This is a genomic window from Ornithinibacillus bavariensis, assembly GCF_050433565.1.
Classification (GTDB): Bacteria; Bacillota; Bacilli; order Bacillales; family Amphibacillaceae; genus Ornithinibacillus; species Ornithinibacillus bavariensis.
In genome coordinates this window covers 52,250-73,526 of record NZ_JBNPWZ010000007.1, presented here as the reverse complement: position 1 = coordinate 73,526, position 21,277 = coordinate 52,250, and the positions used below count along the sequence as shown (strand labels likewise).

23 protein-coding genes are annotated in these 21,277 nt (G+C 37.3%); 10 read left to right on the top strand and 13 right to left on the bottom strand.

Translation table 11 applies throughout. The annotated features are described in order from the left end of the window. Positions 1 to 122: 122 nt before the first annotated feature. Complete coding sequence (gene htpG, locus HNR27_RS12920) at positions 123 to 2,006, top strand: molecular chaperone HtpG (protein WP_429340032.1); 1,884 nt, start codon at positions 123 to 125, stop codon at positions 2,004 to 2,006. Between the two features lie 578 nt (positions 2,007 to 2,584). Here the strand turns inward: htpG and HNR27_RS12915 are convergent. Next, positions 2,585 to 3,580 carry a metal ABC transporter solute-binding protein, Zn/Mn family gene (locus tag HNR27_RS12915; protein WP_429340031.1) on the bottom strand — a complete coding sequence of 332 codons (996 nt, stop codon included), beginning with the start codon at positions 3,578 to 3,580 and terminating at the stop codon, positions 2,585 to 2,587. A gap of 157 nt (positions 3,581 to 3,737) precedes the next feature. Between HNR27_RS12915 and HNR27_RS12910 the strand changes: the two genes are divergently transcribed. Continuing rightward, positions 3,738 to 5,138 (top strand): SpoVR family protein, encoded by a 1,401-nt coding sequence (locus HNR27_RS12910; protein ID WP_429340030.1) that lies wholly within the window; start codon positions 3,738 to 3,740, stop codon positions 5,136 to 5,138. Positions 5,139 to 5,440: 302 nt separating this feature from the next. Here HNR27_RS12910 and HNR27_RS12905 read toward each other — a convergent pair whose 3' ends face one another. The 4 genes from HNR27_RS12905 to HNR27_RS12890 form a co-directional block, all read right to left on the bottom strand. Next, on the bottom strand, positions 5,441 to 6,271 hold the full coding sequence (locus tag HNR27_RS12905; protein ID WP_212920112.1) for an alpha/beta fold hydrolase: 831 nt from the start codon (positions 6,269 to 6,271) through the stop codon (positions 5,441 to 5,443). Beyond that, a complete protein-coding gene (locus HNR27_RS12900) occupies positions 6,268 to 6,777 on the bottom strand; it encodes an SRPBCC family protein (RefSeq protein ID WP_212920113.1) in 510 nt (169 codons plus the stop codon). The genes HNR27_RS12905 and HNR27_RS12900 overlap by 4 nt, the downstream gene beginning before the upstream one ends. Positions 6,778 to 6,846: 69 nt before the next feature. Continuing rightward, positions 6,847 to 7,182 (bottom strand): ArsR/SmtB family transcription factor, encoded by a 336-nt coding sequence (locus tag HNR27_RS12895; RefSeq protein ID WP_429340029.1) that lies wholly within the window; start codon positions 7,180 to 7,182, stop codon positions 6,847 to 6,849. A gap of 341 nt (positions 7,183 to 7,523) precedes the next feature. Continuing rightward, complete coding sequence (locus HNR27_RS12890; protein WP_429340028.1) at positions 7,524 to 8,546, bottom strand: alpha/beta fold hydrolase; 1,023 nt, start codon at positions 8,544 to 8,546, stop codon at positions 7,524 to 7,526. A 143-nt stretch (positions 8,547 to 8,689) separates the two neighbouring features. Between HNR27_RS12890 and HNR27_RS12885 the strand changes: the two genes are divergently transcribed. Then, the gene (locus HNR27_RS12885) at positions 8,690 to 9,598 is read left to right on the top strand and encodes a LysR family transcriptional regulator (protein ID WP_429340027.1); all 909 of its coding nucleotides are present in this window, start codon (positions 8,690 to 8,692) and stop codon (positions 9,596 to 9,598) included. 112 nt (positions 9,599 to 9,710) lie between these two features. Here the strand turns inward: HNR27_RS12885 and HNR27_RS12880 are convergent, their stop codons facing one another. Further along, positions 9,711 to 9,974 carry a hypothetical protein gene (locus HNR27_RS12880; protein ID WP_429340026.1) on the bottom strand — a complete coding sequence of 88 codons (264 nt, stop codon included), beginning with the start codon at positions 9,972 to 9,974 and terminating at the stop codon, positions 9,711 to 9,713. Positions 9,975 to 10,205: 231 nt separating this feature from the next. On the opposite strand from HNR27_RS12880, the gene HNR27_RS12875 reads away from it, so the two are divergent. After that, positions 10,206 to 11,504, top strand: coding sequence for an arsenic transporter (locus HNR27_RS12875; protein WP_429340025.1), 1,299 nt, complete (start codon positions 10,206 to 10,208; stop codon positions 11,502 to 11,504). 120 nt (positions 11,505 to 11,624) lie between these two features. On the opposite strand, the gene HNR27_RS12870 is transcribed toward HNR27_RS12875, so the two are convergent. From HNR27_RS12870 to HNR27_RS12850, 5 genes are all read right to left on the bottom strand, one after another. Next, positions 11,625 to 12,821: an MFS transporter gene (locus HNR27_RS12870; RefSeq protein WP_429340024.1), complete on the bottom strand. Its 1,197-nt coding sequence runs from the start codon at positions 12,819 to 12,821 to the stop codon at positions 11,625 to 11,627. A 46-nt stretch (positions 12,822 to 12,867) separates the two neighbouring features. Next, positions 12,868 to 13,353 carry a tetratricopeptide repeat protein gene (locus HNR27_RS12865; RefSeq protein ID WP_429340023.1) on the bottom strand — a complete coding sequence of 162 codons (486 nt, stop codon included), beginning with the start codon at positions 13,351 to 13,353 and terminating at the stop codon, positions 12,868 to 12,870. Positions 13,354 to 13,395: 42 nt separating this feature from the next. Next, a complete protein-coding gene (locus HNR27_RS12860) occupies positions 13,396 to 13,776 on the bottom strand; it encodes a DUF4440 domain-containing protein (protein WP_429340022.1) in 381 nt (126 codons plus the stop codon). A gap of 293 nt (positions 13,777 to 14,069) precedes the next feature. Further along, a complete protein-coding gene (locus tag HNR27_RS12855) occupies positions 14,070 to 14,180 on the bottom strand; it encodes a putative holin-like toxin (protein WP_244853432.1) in 111 nt (36 codons plus the stop codon). Positions 14,181 to 14,325: 145 nt separating this feature from the next. Further along, positions 14,326 to 14,499: a DUF4083 domain-containing protein gene (locus tag HNR27_RS12850; RefSeq protein ID WP_429340021.1), complete on the bottom strand. Its 174-nt coding sequence runs from the start codon at positions 14,497 to 14,499 to the stop codon at positions 14,326 to 14,328. A gap of 243 nt (positions 14,500 to 14,742) precedes the next feature. On the opposite strand from HNR27_RS12850, the gene HNR27_RS12845 reads away from it, so the two are divergent. Together HNR27_RS12845 and HNR27_RS12840 are read left to right on the top strand one after the other, a co-directional pair. Beyond that, positions 14,743 to 14,973: a hypothetical protein gene (locus HNR27_RS12845; protein ID WP_429340020.1), complete on the top strand. Its 231-nt coding sequence runs from the start codon at positions 14,743 to 14,745 to the stop codon at positions 14,971 to 14,973. Continuing rightward, a complete protein-coding gene (locus tag HNR27_RS12840; protein ID WP_429340019.1) occupies positions 14,948 to 15,211 on the top strand; it encodes a hypothetical protein in 264 nt (87 codons plus the stop codon). The genes HNR27_RS12845 and HNR27_RS12840 overlap by 26 nt, the downstream gene beginning before the upstream one ends. Before the next feature lie 90 nt (positions 15,212 to 15,301). On the opposite strand, the gene HNR27_RS12835 is transcribed toward HNR27_RS12840, so the two are convergent. Next, positions 15,302 to 16,195, bottom strand: coding sequence for a 3-hydroxyacyl-CoA dehydrogenase (locus HNR27_RS12835; RefSeq protein ID WP_429340018.1), 894 nt, complete (start codon positions 16,193 to 16,195; stop codon positions 15,302 to 15,304). Positions 16,196 to 16,325: 130 nt separating this feature from the next. Here HNR27_RS12835 and HNR27_RS12830 point away from each other — a divergent pair, with 130 nt between their 5' ends. Beyond that, complete coding sequence (locus HNR27_RS12830) at positions 16,326 to 17,411, top strand: LuxR C-terminal-related transcriptional regulator (protein WP_429340017.1); 1,086 nt, start codon at positions 16,326 to 16,328, stop codon at positions 17,409 to 17,411. A gap of 223 nt (positions 17,412 to 17,634) precedes the next feature. After that, positions 17,635 to 17,799, top strand: a complete 165-nt coding sequence (locus HNR27_RS12825) for a hypothetical protein (RefSeq protein ID WP_429340016.1) — start codon at positions 17,635 to 17,637, stop codon at positions 17,797 to 17,799. A gap of 426 nt (positions 17,800 to 18,225) precedes the next feature. Here the strand turns inward: HNR27_RS12825 and HNR27_RS12820 are convergent, their stop codons facing one another. After that, the gene (locus tag HNR27_RS12820) at positions 18,226 to 18,966 is read right to left on the bottom strand and encodes a CAP domain-containing protein (RefSeq protein ID WP_429340015.1); all 741 of its coding nucleotides are present in this window, start codon (positions 18,964 to 18,966) and stop codon (positions 18,226 to 18,228) included. A gap of 149 nt (positions 18,967 to 19,115) precedes the next feature. Here HNR27_RS12820 and HNR27_RS12815 point away from each other — a divergent pair, with 149 nt between their 5' ends. Both HNR27_RS12815 and HNR27_RS12810 read left to right on the top strand, forming a co-directional pair. Continuing rightward, positions 19,116 to 19,790, top strand: coding sequence for a response regulator transcription factor (locus HNR27_RS12815; RefSeq protein ID WP_212920127.1), 675 nt, complete (start codon positions 19,116 to 19,118; stop codon positions 19,788 to 19,790). Next, entirely contained in the window at positions 19,783 to 21,144 is a 1,362-nt protein-coding gene (locus HNR27_RS12810) for a sensor histidine kinase (protein WP_429340014.1), read from the top strand. Before HNR27_RS12815 ends, HNR27_RS12810 begins: the two co-directional genes overlap by 8 nt. The last annotated feature ends 133 nt before the right edge of the window (positions 21,145 to 21,277 follow it).

Here is a 21,277-nt window from a genome sequence, read left to right as displayed (position 1 = left end):
AGCAGAAAAATAAATATGGTATTTATTTGATAGAATTATTAGCACTCAACATGTTAGAGTGCTAAAATGAAGTTGACCATTTAATACTTCTAGTAATAAAGGTAGAAAAGGAGATGTGGAGAATGGGAAAAAGGAAGTTCAAAGCAGAATCTAAGCGATTATTGGATTTAATGATTAATGCTATTTATTCACAGCGGGAGGTTTTCCTACGTGAATTAATCTCAAATGCAAGTGATGCCATCGATAAAATCTACTATAAGGCACTCACAGATGAGAACTTAACCTTTAATCAAAGTGATTATTTTATTAAAATTACGGCAGACAAGGATTCTCGTACACTAAAAATTATTGATACAGGTATTGGTATGACTGAGGAAGAGCTGGAGAAAAACCTCGGTACGATTGCTAAGAGTGGATCCTTAGCCTTTAAATCTGAAAACGAAATTAAGGATGGCTATGATATTATCGGTCAATTCGGTGTCGGCTTCTATGCGGCATTTATGGTTGCAGATGTTGTAACCGTGGTAAGTAAAGCATTAGGTAGTGACCAAGCATATAAATGGGAATCAAAGGGATCTGATGGCTATACCATCGAACCGGTAGAAAAGGATACCGTTGGAACGGAAATCACCCTGAAGCTAAAAGAGAATACAGAAGATGAGAACTATGATGAGTATCTGGAAGAATATCGCTTAAAACAAATCATCAAAAAATACTCTGATTTTATTCGTTATCCAATTAAAATGGATGTTACGAAAAGCAAGAAGAATGATGACGATGATGAATATACAGAATACCAGGAAGAAGAAACCATTAACAGTATGGTTCCGATTTGGAAGAAGAACAAAAGTGAGCTAACCGATGAAGATTATGAGAACTTCTATCGCGAAAAGCGCTATGGCTTTGATAAGCCACTAAAGCATATTCACTTAAGTGTAGATGGTTCGATTCGTTATAATGCTATTCTATTCATTCCAGAAAATCGTCCATTTGACTACTACTCTCAAGATTACGAAAAAGGTCTTGAGCTATATTCAAATGGTGTGCTAATCATGGAAAAATGTGCAGACCTTATTCCAGATCACTTTAGTTTTGTAAAAGGCCTTGTTGATTCAGAGGATCTGTCATTAAATATCTCACGTGAGATGCTGCAGCATGACAGACAGTTAAAGCTTATTGAGAAAAATATTAATAAGAAGATTAAGCAACAACTTATCAGCCTACAAAGAGACGACAGAGAAAGCTATGAGAAGTTCTATAATGCTTTTGGGCGCCAATTAAAATTTGGTGTTTATAATGAGTTCGGTGCAAACAAGGATACATTAAAGGATTTATTAATGTTCTATTCCTCCAAGGAGAAAAAGCTTGTCACCTTAGCAGAGTATGTGTCTAGAATGGCTGAGGATCAAAAGTATATTTACTATGCAACAGGTGAATCCATCGAACGTATAGACAAGCTTCCACAAACAGAGCTTGTAGCGGATAAAGGGTATGAAATTCTTTACTTTACTGAAGAAATTGATGAATTTGCTATTCGTATGCTAATGAACTACGAAGAGAAGGAGTTTAAATCCGTTTCTAGCAATGACCTTGGAATTGATACAGAGGAAGAGAAGGCAACAGAAGAGGAAACAGCTGAAAACAAAGATCTCTTTGAATACATGAAGGAGCACTTAGCTGGCAAAGTAAAAGAGGTACGAGTGTCTAAGCGTTTGAAAACACATCCAGTATGCTTAACCGCAGATGGTGAAATCTCCATCGAAATGGAAAAAGTTATCAATGCGATGCCAGATAATCAACAGATTAAAGCGGAAAAAGTATTAGAAATTAATCCAAACCATGAAATCTTCCAAACGTTGAAGGAAGCATATGAAAATGATAAGGAAAAATTAAATCTATACACAACGATTCTTTTCAACCAAGCACTGCTAATTGAAGGATTACCAGTTGATGATCCGGTTGAATTTACGAATAATATGTGTAAAGTGATGGTTGGGTCCAAGTAAGTTGTGGGGATATATGAAATTGTATATATCTTATAAATGAGTGCTATTAGACATTTTGATTCGTATTATGTATAATAATAGCTAGAAGGTAATAGGATAATAAAAACTGAGAATGCGCGAACATTCTCGGTTGGGCATGATACTGAAGTTCAGGTGGGTTCCCCTCCTGAACACAATGGACAGGAAAGAACCTCACCCTAAGTTATTTTAGCGATTAAGGGTGGGGTTCACTTTTTTTTAATCAAGTCATTGATTAACTGTCGAATGAAGTTTAACAGTGTTACTAAAAAAGCTCCAGCTGTAAATAGTACCATCAGAATCGATAATACAGTCTCCATTGGCATCCCCTCCTTCCACCATTTATTCTGGTGTTCAGAAGGGAAAGTGGTTCCCACCCGCTCAACGATATCATGCTTGTGTTAATTATACATAATATGGCAGAAAAGGAAAGGACAACCCACTTGGGGGAGGTTGAAGGGTATTCAGTCATGGGGCGTCTTTATAGTAAGTATTGGAGTATGTAAAATCCAAATAAAGAAAAACCTGTGCAGGAAAAAATCCAGCACAGGTATTTTACATTATTTTAAAGCCTTCTCCAAGGTTTCTAAATTTCGCTTCATTAAACTAAAATAATCCTCACCATTTTTGATATCGTCAGATGTTAATGTTGATAGATTATGAAGATATAGCGGTTCAGCCTTAATTTCTTCACGAATAACCTCCGCTACCTTTGGAGTAATGTTTTGTTCGAATATCACATACTGAATGTTCTTTTCCTTTGCGAGCTGAATAATTTTGGTCAATTCACCTTGTGATGGTTCTTCGCTTGAAGATAGACCAGCAATAGGAATTTGTTTGATTCCATAGCTCTGTTCCCAGTAACCATATGCGGCATGGGAAACTATCATTTCTGGGTTCTCCTTCTGCGATGCTAAGTTATGAAAATCTTCATCCAATGCCTCTAAGTCATTCTTTAATGTTTCATAGTTTTGCTCGAATTCCTCTTTGAATTCAGGTTGTAATTCAATTAGAGCATCCTTAATGTTGCTTGCTAGGACCTCGGCTCTTACTGGGTCTAGCCAGACATGCGGATCAATGTCACCATGGTGGTGTTCATGTTCATCATGCCCACCTTCTTCATGATCTGCATCCCCATGTCCGTGATCATGATTTTCTTCACCGTGTTCATGCTCTTCCCCATGCGCATGCTTTATCGCTTCCACGCCATCTGATGCCTCTACTATTAAAACATCCTCACTCTTTAACGTATCTTTAATTTTATCCGCATAGGATTCCATGCATAATCCGTTATATATAAAGGCATCTGCTCTTGCAATGTTCAATATTTCCTTTGAGGTAGGTTCGTATGTATGGCTGTCCGAACCTGCAGGGATTAAGGTTTTCACTTGAACATGTGCTCCGCCAATTTTTTTTGCAAAATCCTCAAGTGGATAAATAGAAGTATAGATTGTTAATGTATCATCATCTTTTGTCTTAGTAGATGATGGAGTGCTACATGCCGCCAATAATAGAATAATTCCTAAAGAAACAATGATAATCCAGCTTTTTTTCAACTAACAACTCTCCCTTTTTTTAAAGTCAAAAACGATTATATCGTAATCGTTACGATTTGTAAATAGGAATGGTTACGATTTATTTTATTCGTGCATCCTGTTCATCATTCCTTTTCTCCTTCATAAACTATACAAAGCATATTTGGAGGGATCATCATTGACCGATACAAAAGAGCTGCACAAGGCAATTGAAGAAATTACCGAAATTGCTGAGGGATTTGGGTTAGATTTTTACCCGATGCGCTATGAAATCTGTCCCGCTGACATCATTTACACATTTGGTGCCTATGGCATGCCAACACGATTCTCGCATTGGAGCTTTGGGAAGCAGTTCCATCGTATGAAGCTACAATATGACCTAGGCTTAAGCCAGATTTATGAGCTTGTCATTAACTCAGATCCGTGCTATGCCTTTTTATTAAATACGAATAGTCTTATTCAAAATAAACTTATTATCGCGCATGTCTTAGCACACTGCGATTTCTTTAAAAACAATGTGCGTTTTTCTAATACGAGAAGAGATATGGTGGAGAGCATGACAGCCACTGCTGAACGTATTGCACAATATGAATTAATCCATGGCAAGGATGAGGTGGAAAAGTTTCTTGATGCGGTCTTAGCCATTCAAGAGCATATTGACCCTTCGATTGTTCGCCCAAAGCTACCAGAATATGTTTTTGAAGAAGAGGAATCTCCCAATAAAAAAGTAAAAACAGATTATGATGATTTATGGGATATAGATGAAAAACCAAAAGAGGATAAGTCAAGAGTGAAGCGACGTAAGAAGTTCCCACCAAAGCCTGAGAAGGACCTACTATTATTTATTGAAAACTATAGTCGTGAGCTAGATGACTGGCAGCGGGATATACTAACAATGATGCGGGAGGAAATGCTTTATTTTTGGCCACAGCTGGAGACGAAAATCATGAACGAAGGCTGGGCTTCCTACTGGCACCAACGCATCCTGCGCGAGTTAGACCTAAGCTCTCAAGAAACCATCGAATTTGCTAAGCTAAACTCTGCTGTCGTCCAGCCATCGAAACAACAAATTAATCCCTATTATTTAGGACTGAAAATATTCGAAGACATTGAAGAACGCTATAATAACCCAACGGAAGAAATGCTAGAACGAGGTGTAAAAGCCGGCTCTGGACGTGAGAAAATATTTGAAGTGCGTGAGATTGAGTCAGATATATCCTTTATCCGAAATTACCTTACAAAGGATTTGGTCGAACAAGAGGACCTGTATTTATTTGAAAAACAAGGTGCGTACTACAGAATATCCGATAAGGACTATGAAAAAATTCGAGATCAGTTAGTATCCATGCGAGTGAATGGAGGCTTCCCGTACATCACCGTAGTGGATGGGGATTATATGCGTAATGGAGAGTTGTATTTGGTTCATGGGTATGAAGGAACAGAGCTAGACCTACATTATTTGGAAAACGTACTACCATATATTTATCAGTTGTGGGGTAGGAAAGTTTATATAGAGACTTATGTAGATGATAAACTGACGGTTTATAGTTATGATGGGGATCGGGTGTTTAAGCGGTAATTGGTAATCGTATACTATTTTCCTAATGGTTTAGACTTTTAAAAGAAAATAGCGATATGCTTAAGTATCACCAGTCTATTTTTACAAACTAATTGAATAGTAATATTCAAAGAAAAGATACCGCTAAAGTTTAATATTTATATAAAGAAAAGCAGAACTTCCAATTAACTGGAAGTTCTGCTTCATAGTATGTCTTATTACGCAATAGTACCCGTTCATAAATTAGAATAGTCTTCCCAAAAAAGGGCGATATCTTTCTGTAAAATATGTCTACCGTTAATGGTAATCATCCTCTGAAAATATTAAATAGACACCTCATTCAGATCATGATGAGAATTCAGATAAAAATTCACCATTTCTTTGGCTAGTACGTCTGGAGCCATCATAACTGCTGAATGGTCTTGCCCAGAAAGTGTTTGGTATTTAGCTACAGGTAACAGGTTAACAAGTGACTTAGCAGCGTCATGGAAATAAGGTTCACTATTTTCTCCAACCATAACAGATGTTGGAACATTCATTTTCCACCGATCAACTGGTAATGGGTTACCAGATTGAGTTTCACCCATAATCATTCCATCATAAGCTAGCGTATGTGCCATTCCTTCCATTGATTTCCAAGAAGGATCAGCTTTCACATACTCTAAGTATTCAGATGGTATACCAAGTGCTTCACTCATATAGTACTCAACAGCTTCATTTCGTTTGCCTTCTTCAATCAAATGGTTTAAATGCTGAACATAATTTGCTGGTACAGGTGGGCGACTATCATCAATAATAAAAGGAGGTTCATACATAAATAGCTTTATGACTTTGTCTTCAAGTTTACTTGCAGCTTCGATTGCTAACACGGCACCAGAGGAACTTCCAAACAAAAAGCACTTGCCACCAGCTTCATTTATAAGAGCCTCAATATCTTCCACTTCACGTTCCACTGCATACGGTGAAGAATCGGTGCTTTGCCCCCTTCCACGACGATCATAATTATAAACAGTAAAATGACTTGCAAGCTTTACAGCTAGTTGTTCAGCATCTTTATGATCAGCAGCAGCAGAGGCTACTAGGATTAATGATGGCCCAGACCCTTGCTTTTTGTAAGCAATTTTTGTCCCATCCTTTGAGATTAATGTGTTCATAACGTACCTCCATTTTTTGAGATTAAGTATTCTTCTAAACGGTCAAAGGCATCTGTAAATCCTTTAACCATTCCCATTTCTTCGGCTTTGTTTAGCTCTTCACTGGAATTGAAGCGAGTAATAATCCTAAGTACTGAGCCTTCCATTACCTCACTAAAGGTTACAACAGTGTACATTTCACTGTTTTCTACAATGTTCCAATTCTTATCAGTGAATGAGTCTATATACACAAGTCTTAATGGTTCAATAACTTCTTGATAGATAGCTTTACAGTATGCCTCTTCTCCATCACCATTATCGGGACATAAACGATAGCGCCAAACACCACCCGGTCTAACATCCATCTCGTAAACTGTGGATGTCCATTCTTTTGGTCCCCACCAACGAGCAATATGTTCGGGCTTCGTCCATCCGTCCCATGCATACTGAAGGGGGATTGCTACTGTACGCTCAATTGTAAGTTCTCGACGTACCTGATCCTTGAAAATTTTTGTTTTTTTTCTCAAATTAAATTCACCCTTGTTAGCTTGTTAACCTACTGTTTACCTTCCTATGCGGAAAGTGAAAAAATATAGCTAGTTATCCTCCTTTCGTAAAATGTCGATCATATAGTCCTCAAAGTTATCTAGTCGTTCCTCCCATAAAACACTAAAGGAATCGAACCATGCATCTAAATCCTGAAATGGTTGAGCTTCAAGACTATATATTCGCATCTGTCCCTTCGTACGAGACCGTACTATTCCTGTCTCGCTCAAAATGCGTAAATGACGAGACACCTGTGGCTGGCCAATGTTGAGTGCCATAACAATTTCGTTTACAGAGCGGGGGCCTTTTTTCAAAAGCTCCACAATGTTAAAACGATTAGGCTCTGCGATTGTCTGTAATGTTATTTGCATCGTAGTTGTATTCATGCCCTTAATATACACTTAAACATATATACGTGTCAATACATATAATGAAAAAATTTTACCAAAGTTGATTTCACTTTTTTTGTCCGAAGGGAAAAAAGTTCTTCTACATATTATATAACCGAGAATGATAGTAGCATCCTCGGTTATATAATAATAAAGTATATCCTCGTTTTACATATTCCTATGAAATATATCTCTACGATACCTTGTAGACATCTACCGATCTATAAAAATCCAAGTAGCTATCTGATTCCCCATCATACATTCCACAATAATTCATCAATTTCTGTACCGGAATCCTACACCACTGCACTTAATAGAAACATCCTGTTGAACAGTTATTAACTATCCGTTACACTAGTCGCCAACAATTGTTTTAGGCTGGCATCAATAAATTTATTATCGACACGGTTAATTCCGCGACCGGCAAAATGGCCCCATACTGAATCAATAGGATTAAAAGTAGCATTCGGTATAAGCTTAGCCTCATATTTATTGTCGTCCGCCGTACAGAATAGATCGCTGCTTCCTGGCATGATGTAGGCGTGCGCCTTGATGCTTCTAAGCGCCTCATCAAAATCACCATTATAGGTCGGATTCGCACTAATATCAGCAAACTGCCCTGTCCATAACATGGCAAGGACATTATGCGGATCCATCTTCATAAAGCTATCTTCCCAGACTCCCACTACAAAGTCTTCCAATGAGTCAAATCCCATTACTTGATAAAGCTCCTCTCGGTAAAATGCCTGAGACAAGCCCCATCCCGCATAGACACGGCCAACGGCACGCATGTCTTTAGAAGTCAGCTGGTTTAACTTACTTGAATCGAAGCCAACTGTCGCCATGAGCGCAGCTTTCATACCATCAAGAACAACAAAAGTTTGTGGCCAAGTCTTTGCCCCTCCACAGAAAGGTGCAATTCGTTCCACCATGTCTGGATAACTTGCTCCCCATTGGAATGATTGAATGCCTCCCATTGACCATCCGACTACAAGAGCAATCTTTTGAATACCGAATTTTTCTGTTACCAGCCGATATTGAAATTGCACATTATCATAAATGGTAACCTGCGGAAAGTTTTCCCGGTCAAATGGAGGAGGCGTATTACTAGGAGACGAGGATAACCCGTTCCCTAATAGATTTGGAACAATAATGAAATATTCATTTGGATCTAGTGCCATGCCTTCTCCAATCAACCATTCGTTCTGCATATGCTGATCACCAAATGCAGTCGGATAGACAATCACATTATCTTTTCTTTCATTCAATTTTCCATAAGTCTTATATGCAAGAAAGGCGTTTGGTAACGTCACTCCTGACTGTAATGTTACGTCACCTAAATCAAAAATTTCATAATCCATTGCATTGTCTCTCCCTTCAAATTGAAATACAAACGTTATGAATGTATTTCTTGTTATTAGTATAAAGCTGTGTTAGTCTCAAAAAAAGTGAACAAAAATCAAAGTAGTGTTCAATAATATTGAAAGTTGAATGGAGGAGTGTCATGGAATTGCGCCAATTGAATACGTTCCGCATGGTTGCATCCACCTTAAACTTCAGTCGGGCTGCAGAAGTGCTAAACTACGTCCCCTCCAATGTCACGATGCAGATAAAAGCATTGGAGGAAGAGCTTGGTGTTCGACTCTTTGATCGCTTAGGTAAGCAACTTGTCCTCACAACTGCAGGTAAACGGTTTTTAACTCATGTCCAGAGCGTTCTAGACAAGTTGGATGAAGCTCGTAGTATCGTTCATGAGAATGAACATTTAAGTGGCACACTAACCATAAGTGCCAACGAGGTTCTTTGTGCCTATCGACTTCCGAATGTTTTTAAGCAATTTCGTTTACAGCATCCCGGGGTTCGTATTATCTTCCGCTCTGTTCCTAATCAAGAGCTTAAGCAAACGCTCTTCGACGGAACAGCAGACATAGTCTTTATGCTGGACGAACCCATTCTCTCGACAGGGCTAACAGTCGAACCGCTAGTGGAAGAAACATTTCGCTTTTTCGTCTCGCCAGATCATCGTCTCGCGAAACAACCTATACTCCAACAGGAAGACTTTCATGGAGAGGTGTTCCTAGTAAATGAAAAGGGCTGTACCTATCGAACCATGTTCGACCGGTCATTTGAGAAAAAGGGTATTGATAGTATTACGTATTTAGAATTTCAAAACGCCGAAGCGATTAAACAATGTGCAATCGCTGAAATAGGAATTGCTTTCCTTCCTGAAATAACGGTAGAAGCCGAAGTCGAACGGGGTGAGCTAGTTCCCCTTCCATGGCAAATTCCAGACCTACACGTATATACACAGATGGCCTGGCATAAAGATAAGTGGCTTTCCCCAATCATATTATCCTTCATAGAAGTAGCAAGAGAGGGAATGGCTACAGGGGTTGAAACGAAGAATCAATAATTTACCTTACCACAATGTAAATCTTTTATGGTATTTCTAATAGAATTTTAATATTTACTAAATAGTAAGGCATCTTGGTTTGTTTACCAAGATGCCTTACTAGATTTAGCTATTATTTTAAAGGAACGTTATTTTTGTAGGTGTGAACGATTCCGTATGCGAGTAATGCAAGCCCAAGAAATAATAATAATCCAACAAAAAAGTTATCAAAAATAGCTGGCATATTAGGTTCGCTTGGAAGTGAGCCACTTCCATTAAGTTCTACTGGAACAACCTCTATTCCGTATTGAAAAACAGCAATAAATCTTTCCGTCGTGTACAATATTCCACCTAATGCAATACATACGATTCCAGAAATGAAACTAACCTTCCCCATGTGTATTCCCCCTATGTATTTATTCCATTATTTATATCAAATTAACAAACTAGATAATTAACGAGATTTCTCGAATCAATTCAATTTTACCATAAAATTCTGAATACCTACTGTATATGAGAAGGGTTCGCTATGAAAAAGATTAATTGATTCTCTAAGCAAATCATTATATCCTTAAGAATTGGGAATAGAGAGCTTGAACTGCCCGTGGTAACTTAAGGAGGAACTATTTTGTCAGCAACGATTATACTAGCAATCATTATTTTTATAGCCACACTAGCATTAGTAATCTGGCAGCCAAAAGGATTATCCATTGGATGGTCTGCATGTGGAGGGGCTATTCTTGCACTACTCTTTGGGGTGGTTGATTTTCAAGATGTCTTAGAGGTTACGAGAATTGTATGGAATGCAACATTAGCATTTGTCGCAATCATTCTTATCTCTTTGATATTGGATGAAATTGGCTTCTTTGAATGGGCATCCTTACATATGGCGAGAATAGCTAAAGGTAATGGAATACGGATGTTTTTTTATGTAAGTATATTAGGTGCAATAGTTGCAGCCTTTTTTGCTAATGATGGAGCAGCACTAATACTTACTCCAATTGTCCTAGCCATGGTTCGGAACCTAAATTTTAAGGAAAAGATGGTCTTTCCATTTATTATGGCAAGTGGATTTATCGCAGATACGACTTCATTACCATTTGTTGTGAGTAATTTAGTCAACATCGTCTCTGCAGATTTCTTTCATATAGGGTTTATAGAGTATGCAATAAGAATGATCATTCCAAATCTATTTTCACTAGTCGCAACAATCCTTGTTTTATTTACTTACTTTAGAAAAAGTATTCCGAGAGAGTATGACATTACCCAATTAAAGGAACCGACTGAAGCGATTAAAGACAAAAAGCTGTTCCGTGTTTCTTGGTATGTCCTTTCAGTCTTATTAGTCGGATATTTTATTAGTGAATTTATCAATTTACCAGTTTCAGTTGTTGCTGGGGTTATTGCCATTTTCTTTTTACTAGTCGCTAGAAGAAGTAAGGTAGTTAACACAGTGTCCGTTATCAAAGGGGCACCTTGGAAGATTGTTTTTTTCTCTATTGGCATGTATGTTGTTGTATTTGGATTACGGAATGCTGGATTAACAGAGCTACTAGCTAATCTTATCCAACTTTCTGCAGACCAGGGATTATTTGTTGCAACAGTTTCCATGGGATTTACTGCGGCAATCCTATCATCCATCATGAATAATCTTCCTACCGTCATGATTGATGCAATCGCAATAGCGGATACGAATACAACGGGTGTAATCCGTGAAGCACTAATTTATGCTAATGTTATTGGTTCCGATCTAGGTCCAAAAATCACACCAATTGGTTCATTAGCTACCCTATTATGGCTCCATGTCTTGTCTCAAAAGGGTGTGAAAATTTCATGGGGTACGTATTTTAAAACGGGTATACTGCTAACAATTCCTATCTTGTTTATCACATTAATAGGGCTATATTTAACCTTGAACCTGTTCTAGAGTGTCGGGATGAAGTAGGAGAACGGATAAAACGTTTTGCAGTAACTTGGAAATGAATGAGTGCCATGGGGGGATCCATGGCACTTTTATATGGGCAACTCATGAATTATGTCGGAAATATTATAATGGCACAGTTTGCGATAATTGCTGCCGACTCAAATACCAATATCCGAAGGCGGCAGTTATACAAATAACACTTCCAATCACCAAATACAACACTCGAATTCCAATAAAATCCGCACTTATCGTAGCAAATAATATCCCTAATGGCATCATGGTTCGCATGATTAATAAGCGAACAGAAGTTACTTTTCCCATGACATCATTGGGAATGACCTGTTGGATAAGTGTGATGTTATAAATATTAAACAATGCTATCACTATTCCAGCAATCAGTTCGGTTATTACAGCTAGTGTGTACCAAGGTGTAAACCCAAGGGAAAGGTATGTACAGCCACCAATAAATAAAGTTGCAAAAAGGATACCTAAACCTCTTAAATTGCCTATCTTTTGATTGATAAATGCTCCAATGAGGTAACCAATCGGAAAGCCGGCCATAAATATCCCATAGGCTGAATATGGCTGATCAAGAATTGTCGTAATATAAGGTATCGTGGTAACAATAGTTACACCGACTCCAAATTGGACAAATCCAAAAAATACCCCAAGCCAAACGACTAGTCTATGTTTCCCATAATGTTTTAGCCCTTCCTGGAACTCATGAAGCCAAGGTTTTCTAGTTTTGCTTCGTTGATAGTTTTCATGAATGCTTAGAAGCTGAATGGTGCTGATTGCAAAGGCAAGAACAATAATATTAATTACCCATTCTAATGCGAAGAAGTCAACAAATACACCGGAAACAATCGGCCCCGTAATAACCATAACTTGTCTAACACTATCTAATGAGGCATTTGCTCTTGAAAGCTGTTCCTTTTCCATGATAGTTGGCAAAATTGCTTGATTAGCAGGGGAGAATATAGGCATGATTAAGCCAATAATGATTTGGATAACCAATATAAATACGATAGTAAAGTTATCAAGTAATAGTGAAATTAGTAGCCCTAGTGCTAGAAGAAATCGTATGATTTGGCAGCCTATCATGATCCATTTTCGGCTCCACCTGTCGATATAAGGACCAATGAAAAGCTGCATGAAAAATGAAGGGATATAATAGATTAGCCAAACAGAACCAAGTGCAGTTGCTGAGCCAGTTAGTTGGTAGATTAATATGGAGTTACAAGCTGTAAGTAAAGCCCCTCCTAATTCGGAGGTAGCATTGCTAAGCCAAATGGCACGAAAGCTTTTATGATGAAACATTTAGTTACCCCTTACGTCCAGTAATTAGTGAATTTAAAACCTCGATTTATTCCCAAACCTGGTCAAGCTTGTCCGCATAAAACTGAATTGCTCTTTTGTATTGTTTTACCTTTTCATCTGAAGTTGTTTCAACTAAACAATTTAATAGTATTTCCATTGCCTGCTTTGGCTGATTCAGATTATATAGAGTCATGGCATAAAACACACGTAAGGCATGATTGTTCGGAAACAAGGTTATTCCCTTTTCAAAGGTTAGCTTAGACCTTTCATAGTTACCAAGCGTACGATAAGTACTTCCTAATCCCAATAATGCGCCTTCTAGGTCCTCACCGGATAATCCTAGAGCAATTGCTTTTTCATAATAAGGAACAGCATCTGATTCTTTCCCTAACACATCGAAGCTCCAAGCGCATTGATAATGAACTACTGCATTCTCTGGATGAGCTTTAACCAACTCCAGTAATAAGCTATTGGATTCTATTAATCTATTTTGTGATCGAAGAAAGATTGCTCTTTCTAGTTTTGCTTTCATTTTTTTCATCCTTTACAGATTCAAAAGTTTATTAAATAAATCTTATTGTTCCATCTCGATGTACTCTCGCTGCAACTTCCATTCTTCATTTTCTAAGCCCCAAACATACATCACTTTAGCCTGATGAGGCTTTCCTTCGATAAGGCTTGTTTCAGTGCCAAAAACCAAACAGTTCTCGCCATTCTTTCGCTCTGTTTTGATTATTACGTTAAATTCCTTTTTTGTATCTTCCTTGTATTGATTTAAAACGGAAACAATATCATAGTCGAAAAAATACTCCTCTGGTTTTTCAATCCCCGAAAAGGCCCAGTACCCAACAAAGCTTTCAGAAATAAAGTTACGAATATGCGTATCGTTCTTTGTCTTAAAGCCCTCATTCCAGCTAGAATAATAGTTTTGTAATGTAGATTCAAAATCCTTCATCGCGAATCCCTCTCTAATTAGAAAATATTATCTCTAGAATCATAGCATAAATATTCAGTTAATTATATATCTTTGGATAATAAATAAATAATGTTAGATAGGTGTGGACATAAAAAGGAGGGATATGTATAATAAATGGCAAATCTGCATAGGATGAACCGAGGATGTTTCCGACCATCCCCGGCTCGCATGGTTAAGAAGTTCAGGTGTGGAATGCCCTCTGAACATTTATTCATTTAAAATGAACAAAGAACCCTCACCCAAAAAAGTGATTAGCCGTCACGGGTGGGGGTTCACTTTTTGTTAATCTTATCATCAATTAACTGCCTAATGAACGCAAGCAACGATATCAAAAATGAACCAGCTGCGACTAGTAACATCAGAATTGATACTACTAATTCCAAAGGCATCCCCCCTTTCACCATGAAATGGATCCAGAGGGAAGTGAAAATCCCACCCTAACGACTTACCATGCATAGGTCTAGTTTATCCTAACATAGATTGTTCGTAATCCTACGATAGTCACAAGTAGGGAAGGGTAAATTGTACCTAATTATCGCTTCTATCGTTTATTAGAGTATCGAGCTTCTTTTCTATATGATTTAGTCGGTTTTTCATCTTCCTATTTGAGCGGATTGATCCTACAATTAGTACGATAACTAATACGATAAAACCAAGAAAAAACAACTGCGCTAGCATGTCCCCAATATGAAAACCATCCATTTGTTTTTCCTCCTAATAACATGATTAATTATATTTAACCATAATAAATCAAATTTTGTTAGTGATTTTTTTGAATTATACTATTTGGTAGAATGTTTGCTACAATGGTTCCTGTATCTAGAATTATTAATGATGGTTTATTGCGACATGAACATTAGGGATTGCAAATAGAATAGTAGCTTAACCCGAATAATGGTAGGAGAAGCTAAAAACGGTAACCAAAGGCACAATTGCGTCCCGAAAATGGTAAGAGAAGCCGAAATCGGTAAGCAAATGCGCTATTGCGTCCCGAAAATGGTAAGAGAAGCCAAAATCGGTAAGCAAAAGCTGATTTGCGTCCCGAAAATGGTAGGAGAAGCCAAAATCGGTAAGCAAAAGCTCAATTGCGTCCCAAAAATGGTAGGAGAAGCTAAAACCGGTAAGCAAAAAGCGCTATTGCGTCCCGAAAATGGTAGGAGAAGCCAAAATCGGTAAGCAAAAGCGCTATTGCGTCCCGAAAATGGTAGGAGAAGCTAAAACCGGTAAGCAAAAGCTGATTTGCGTCCCGAAAATGGTAGGAGAAGCCAAAACCGGTAAGCAAAAGCGCTATTGCGTCCCGAAATTGGATGGAGAATCCAAAACCGGTAGCCAAAAGAGTAATTCCCCCAAGAAATCGGGCGTAACGAGTGGATTGGTCGTTCCTGAAAATCAAAGTGAACAACTAATACGATAGTTATATTAGGATTGCGTATATACAAATAGGTATAAAAATAAAAGTGCGATAACAAGCCAACTAACTTGCTATCGCACTTGTTCTTTTTATTTAGTTTTGCTTTAAAAAGTCAGGCTCTAGAAATGCTGGATTCGGGTATTTATAGAAGCCCTCACCAGAAGACACTCCCATTTTACCTTGATCAATCATTTCCGTTTTAAGTTTTTCTGCAATTGCTTTGTAAGTAGGGTCTAGCTCTGCTTTTGCTAGATTTAAGTTGTATGGTGTTTCCATACCGACAATATCGAGAATTGCAAATGGACCATTTGGAGCTCCTGTTGAGATCATCCAGTTTTTATCAATTGTTTGAGGGTCTGCAATATCGTTTGCCCATAAAGAAAGACCTGCATCTAAAAGTGGTACTAATAAAGAATTAAGGATGTAACCAGGCTGCTCTTTCTTTAGTACGAAAGGAATCATACCGATGGAGCGAGCAAAGTCAGTTACTTGCTCTGTATATTTAGAATCAGTTCCCGGATGTCCCATAACTTCAGCAGTATTGTTTTGCCAAATGGAATTAGCAAAATGTAGTGCTAAAAACTTTTCAGGACGACCGGTAAACGCTGCAAATTGACTTGGCAACATGGTAGAAGAGTTTGAAGCGAATACCGTTTTCTCTGGTGCAACCTCTGCAAGCTTTTGATAGAAATCTTGCTTAATACCTACAACCTCTGGAACAGCTTCGATCATCAAATCTACATCTGCTACTGCATCCGCTAAATTGGTGTAGAAAGATATACGACCAATTGCAGCTTCTGCTTTATCTGTATCCTGGAAGTAGCCTGCATAGACAGCTTTTAATTTAGAAAAACGTTCCTTCGCTACATTAATAGCAGCTTCATTGATATCATATACGTTTACATGATAACCAAAAAATGCTGATTGGAAGGCGATTTGGCTACCTAATACACCACTACCTGCGACCATTATTTTTTTGAAATCCATATTCATTCCCCTTTGAATAACTCTAAAATATAAATCTTTCAATTTCATTTTATAGGACTTTTGTGTCATAATAAACATAGTTTAATAGGTGTTTTTACGGATATTTCCCATGCAAATGTAGGTGTTTACTATGAAGGAAATCGAATTCCAGTATTTATTATTTAGTAAGATTAATCAGGATGAAATCATGAACTGTGCTGCTATATTAATAGAAAAGAATAGACATATAGAAACCAATCAGAAGCAAGGACTCTATCAATTTGTCACAGCATTTACCGACTTTGTTACATCACAGATCAAATATACTAAAATTGAAGAAATGCAACTGAATCATTGGGTACAAATGTTTAGTAATGATATGTCAGTATCAGATCCTTATATTTTCCTAGAAATACTTCATGAATCATTTAAGAGTGTTCTCGTTGAGCAAAAACAATCCAATCAAGAAGCGCTGTTAGGTTTTCATAAAGAATTGTTACATAAGGTAACAACCTATTATATAGATTGGGTGGAACATCCCCTGGAAATAACGGAAAGAAAACCAAAATATTTGCAGCAATTAGAAAAATTTAGTGAGGTCCTCATTCAAAGAAATGGAACGGAAGATTTACCTTATATAGTAGCTAGAGTAGAAGAGATATTCGGATTCAAGCGCTGTGTATTTGTAAGCTATAATCCATGGTTAAAGGAATTCTCAGGAGTGATTGGTGAGGAATTAGCGAAGGTTCATTTATTACGGGGGAAAATAGAATCTGAGCCAGTTTTTGCTTTGAAAAGGCCATTATTTCTAAAAAAGCCAGACCCATATGTACAACAAGTAGCCATTGAGATGTTTGAACTGTCCTCTATTATTTTTATACCGATTACACATGAGCATGAGTTATACGGATGGCTTACCCTTGATCAGCGTGGAGAACCTTTTGATTGTACAAAGCTCCAGCTTGATATTTTAGAAAAGGTTGGGGATCGTTTAGGGATGTATTTAGCACGGAAGCAAATGGGAAAAAGATACAAATATCCTCTAGATCTTACAGAAAAAGAATTAGCCGTTCTTCATTTACTCACAGAAGGCTATAGTAATAAGAAAATGGCAGAATTAATGTTCTTAAGTGAGTTTACAGTACGAGATTATATCCAAAAATTAATGATTAAATTGAGAGCAAAGAATCGAACACAAATCATAGCAATGGCTTTTCGTATGGGGTTGGTGGACTAAATCAAATTTAAACTCACCTCTAAAAAAGGAGGGTTTGGGGTCAATACGCACACTATGCTCTCAAGTCCATTGGACGTATCTGAATCTTATTATCTCCCATGGAGCACCATATAACGTATTACAAAAAAGTATTTCTATTTTGTCGTTGATAACCCAATTGAAGGACAAACATATAAGGTAACGGCAATCAAATAATTTAAAACATATGAGAAGGGAGTCAACGATGAAAAAAAGAAGTTTGATTATATTAACAACGGCTACTATTACTGGTCTTTTAACTTACTTTTTGTTTATTACCGAAGATAAGAAAACTGAAAGTATTGTAATAGATAAAGATGGAGAAATAGTAAAACCATTAAATGGCGAAAATGATACTATTGGTCATTAATGTAAAAGAAGCGACTTTATAAGTTGAAGTAACCTACGAGGATTATTTATTTCCAGGATGAGAAAATCGCTACAGAAAGAGGTGCCGTCAAACATTTCGGATGTTTTGTGCGCGAAGGGATTTTTAAAGTGAAAAACAGGCTATTTATGTACGTTAAGACACTTTCATAAAGGGTGTAGTCGATACCTAGATTTTGAAACACCTTTTGGTACTACTTTTTAGCCCAAATTTGGGTTTAATAATGAGTGCTATGAGAAATGTTTAAACATACGGACACCTCCAAAAATTATTGTTCGTTAACTTTAATTTTATCAAAAGGTGTCCTTGTTTGTGTACACAAATTGAGTGGTATTCACCTGTTTTAGCGAGTACCACTCTTCTTTATTTACTGGGTTATTGTCCTGGCCTCAGCCTATTCCATAAAGCCTATTTTTGAATAAACATCTGTGTCCAATGCTGTCCATCTGGATCATATCCTACACCGATATGGGTGAAATTTGGATTTAAGATGTTCTCACGGTGTCCTTCACTATTCATCCAAGCATTTACTACGTCCGCAGGTGTGGTCTGCCCTTGGGCAATATTCTCACCAGCTGCTTTGTAGGTAATTCCGAAGTCACGCATCATATCAAATGGTGAACCATATGTTGGGCTAGTGTGGGAGAAATACCCTTTTCGCTGCATATCATTCGATTTTTCCCTTGCAACATGACTTAAGCTTTGGTCAATTTGTAGTTCGGGAACTCCAGCCTGTGCTCGTTCTTTGTTCGTTAACGTAACAACATCACTTTCAAAATTACTAAGGGAATAACTTTGATTTGATTGTTGCTGCTTAGCAGGCTGGTTCTGTGGCTGTTCTTGTTTCTCTAGATTATTTGTCCCAGTATTCGGTGATGGAGCTTGTCCATTCGGAATCTCCTGGAACCTATATTTAGCTTCTTGCGTTTGTATTGGCTGCGTATGTGGGTAGTTATCACTGGACTGGTCTGTACTAAGGCTTGAGATATTGTCATTATTTTGATTTGGTTTATCTCGATTATCTTGGTTATTATGATTATTTTGGTTATCTTGATTAGCATTATCATTATCATTATTGTTAGTGCCACAAGCAGATAATGCTGCAATCAATACGATAGAGAAAAGAATTCTCATGTAATTTTTTTTCATTTGTTTTCACTCCTTAATGGTTTTGTCATAGTATTAGTAGTTCATTGAGAAAATATTGATGGAAATATAAAAAACACAACTTCCTATTTTACGTTTAAATAGCTATCCGCTAAACTAGCATTAGAATACGTTTGAGGAAGGAAAGAAACATGAATACAATCCTAGTTGTAGACGATGATGCACATATACGGAAATTAATAAGGCTTTATTTGGAGAATAGTCATTATCATGTGATTGAGGCGGCTGACGGTAAGGAAGCGCTACATCTTCTAGGAAAAAATACGATTGACTTGGCAATTGTCGATGTCATGATGCCACATGTGGATGGCTATGAACTCACAGAAGATATTCGTTCCTTTTTAGACATCCCTATTCTGATGGTAACGGCAAAGGCGGAGTCACAGGATAAGGTAAAGGGGTTCCGCGCAGGGACAGATGATTATTTAGTAAAGCCCTTTGATCCAGTGGAATTGATTCTGCGAGTTGAGGCTTTGTTAAAGCGTTATAATATCAACATTGAAAATAGAATTAAGCTTGGGTCAGTTACTATTGATAAAGACCGTTTAACTGTTTATACGGAAGAGGAGACAGTTTCATTAAAGAAAAAGGAATGTGAGTTATTGTTTGTGCTAGCTAGTTCACCGGGAAAAATATTCACCCGAAATCAATTAATCGAGAAAATCTGGGGCTATGATTATGAGGGTGATGAACGGACAGTCGATGTGCATATAAAACGGTTAAGAGAACAGCTAGAGGTATTTGAAGATATAACGATTACGACCGTAAGAGGTCTTGGGTATAGGCTGGAGGACAAGGATGTTTAGAAGCCTGTATTTAAAAATTGTACAGACATTTATTTCTGTAGTAATAATCAGTATTTTTATTTCCTATTTTTTAACACCGTTCTCTCTAAATCAAGAAGAAATATTTAAGGAGGAATTATCAAAAATATCCATGGGTATTGCCCAGGTAATTCAAATAACAGGACCAGAAAGCATACCGGAATTGATTAGGGGATTTGATGATGAGAATTTAAATATCCTTATTACCAATGGGGAATATACATTTTTTGTGAATGAAGGCGATGATCGTTTACAGATACGGAAGAAGGATGTAGAGGAGATTCTTAGACATACCTTTGATGACCCTGTTGTTTTGGTGGATAAAGATAACAGGTCAGCTAGAATTATAGGTGTACCAATTAACGTATCAGGGAAAAAATATGCACTAATTACACGAATTGATTATGAAGATGAGTTTGAGGATATTCAACAAGGAATCTTTATGTCTTTAGTTATTGTGTTAATGGTTGGTAGTCTTTTAATTCTTCTAGCATCGACCTATTTAGTAAAACCCATTAGGAATTTGACCCATGCTGCACGAAAGCTTGCTAAAGGGGATTTTTCAGTACGAGTGGAGAAAAAGGAAGGCAAAAATCAGGATGAGGTTGGGGAACTAATCGATAGCTTTAATCATATGGCAACTGAGATAGAAAAAATTGATATGATGAGAGCCGACTTTGTTAGTAATGTCTCTCATGAAATACAATCGCCCCTTACTTCGATAAAAGGATTTACAAAAGCCATTATGGATGATGTAGTTCCAAAGGAAGACCAGAAGGAATACCTAACCATTATTTATCAAGAGATTGAACGAATGTCGAGGTTAAGTGATAACTTATTACGTATGGCATCACTGGATTCAGAGCATCATCCATACCACCCCGTTTCCTATCGTCTTGATGAACAATTAAGAAAATCGATATTAACAACCCAGCCACAGTGGGAAAAAAAGAATCTATCCATAGAGCTAGATTTAGAACCTGTTGAAATATTTGCTGATAAGGATTTGATGGAGCAGGTATGGCTTAATTTAGTTATAAATGCGATAAAATATTCCCATGATAATGGAACCATCGAAATTGCTATTAAAATTGCTGGTGGTCAAATTCATGTACTAGTTAGAGATTACGGTATTGGAATACCGGGAGAGGCAATACCTAACTTATTCAGTCGTTTCTATAAAGTGGATCGTTCTAGAAACCGTTCAATCGATGGAAATGGATTAGGGCTTTCTATCGTGAAGAAAATAATATCGATCCATAAGTTCAGTATTCATGTTATCAGTGAAGAAGGGGTAGGCTCAACATTCACAGTAAAAATACCAATCAGGCACTAAAAAAAGGACTAGGAACAATTTTTTGTTCCTAGTCCTTTTCAGTTCATATTCAGTTCATATTTATAATTTATACTAAAAATAAAATAAGATCATTAGAAATTTCTTTATTTGTGAAACGAAGTACAAAGTAATT

Excerpts from the sequence above, each read along its gene's own strand:
- HNR27_RS12860 (WP_429340022.1), bottom strand. The coding sequence starts at position 13,776 with ATGAAGGATTTTGAATCTACATTACAAAACTATTATTCTAGCTGGAAT.
- HNR27_RS12850 (WP_429340021.1), bottom strand. The coding sequence starts at position 14,499 with ATGGATGGTTTTCATATTGGGGACATGCTAGCGCAGTTGTTTTTTCTT.
- HNR27_RS12840 (WP_429340019.1), top strand. The coding sequence starts at position 14,948 with ATGGTAGGAGAAGCCAAAATCGGTAAGCAAAAGCGCTATTGCGTCCCG.
- HNR27_RS12905 (WP_212920112.1), bottom strand. The coding sequence starts at position 6,271 with ATGAACACATTAATCTCAAAGGATGGGACAAAAATTGCTTACAAAAAG.
- HNR27_RS12845 (WP_429340020.1), top strand. The coding sequence starts at position 14,743 with ATGGTAAGAGAAGCCGAAATCGGTAAGCAAATGCGCTATTGCGTCCCG.
- HNR27_RS12810 (WP_429340014.1), top strand. The coding sequence starts at position 19,783 with ATGTTTAGAAGCCTGTATTTAAAAATTGTACAGACATTTATTTCTGTA.
- HNR27_RS12820 (WP_429340015.1), bottom strand. The coding sequence starts at position 18,966 with ATGAAAAAAAATTACATGAGAATTCTTTTCTCTATCGTATTGATTGCA.
- htpG (WP_429340032.1), top strand. The coding sequence starts at position 123 with ATGGGAAAAAGGAAGTTCAAAGCAGAATCTAAGCGATTATTGGATTTA.
- HNR27_RS12825 (WP_429340016.1), top strand. The coding sequence starts at position 17,635 with ATGAAAAAAAGAAGTTTGATTATATTAACAACGGCTACTATTACTGGT.
- HNR27_RS12870 (WP_429340024.1), bottom strand. The coding sequence starts at position 12,821 with ATGTTTCATCATAAAAGCTTTCGTGCCATTTGGCTTAGCAATGCTACC.
- HNR27_RS12865 (WP_429340023.1), bottom strand. The coding sequence starts at position 13,353 with ATGAAAGCAAAACTAGAAAGAGCAATCTTTCTTCGATCACAAAATAGA.
- HNR27_RS12830 (WP_429340017.1), top strand. The coding sequence starts at position 16,326 with ATGAAGGAAATCGAATTCCAGTATTTATTATTTAGTAAGATTAATCAG.
- HNR27_RS12835 (WP_429340018.1), bottom strand. The coding sequence starts at position 16,195 with ATGGATTTCAAAAAAATAATGGTCGCAGGTAGTGGTGTATTAGGTAGC.
- HNR27_RS12895 (WP_429340029.1), bottom strand. The coding sequence starts at position 7,182 with ATGAATACAACTACGATGCAAATAACATTACAGACAATCGCAGAGCCT.
- HNR27_RS12880 (WP_429340026.1), bottom strand. The coding sequence starts at position 9,974 with ATGGGGAAGGTTAGTTTCATTTCTGGAATCGTATGTATTGCATTAGGT.
- HNR27_RS12885 (WP_429340027.1), top strand. The coding sequence starts at position 8,690 with ATGGAATTGCGCCAATTGAATACGTTCCGCATGGTTGCATCCACCTTA.
- HNR27_RS12815 (WP_212920127.1), top strand. The coding sequence starts at position 19,116 with ATGAATACAATCCTAGTTGTAGACGATGATGCACATATACGGAAATTA.
- HNR27_RS12890 (WP_429340028.1), bottom strand. The coding sequence starts at position 8,546 with ATGGATTATGAAATTTTTGATTTAGGTGACGTAACATTACAGTCAGGA.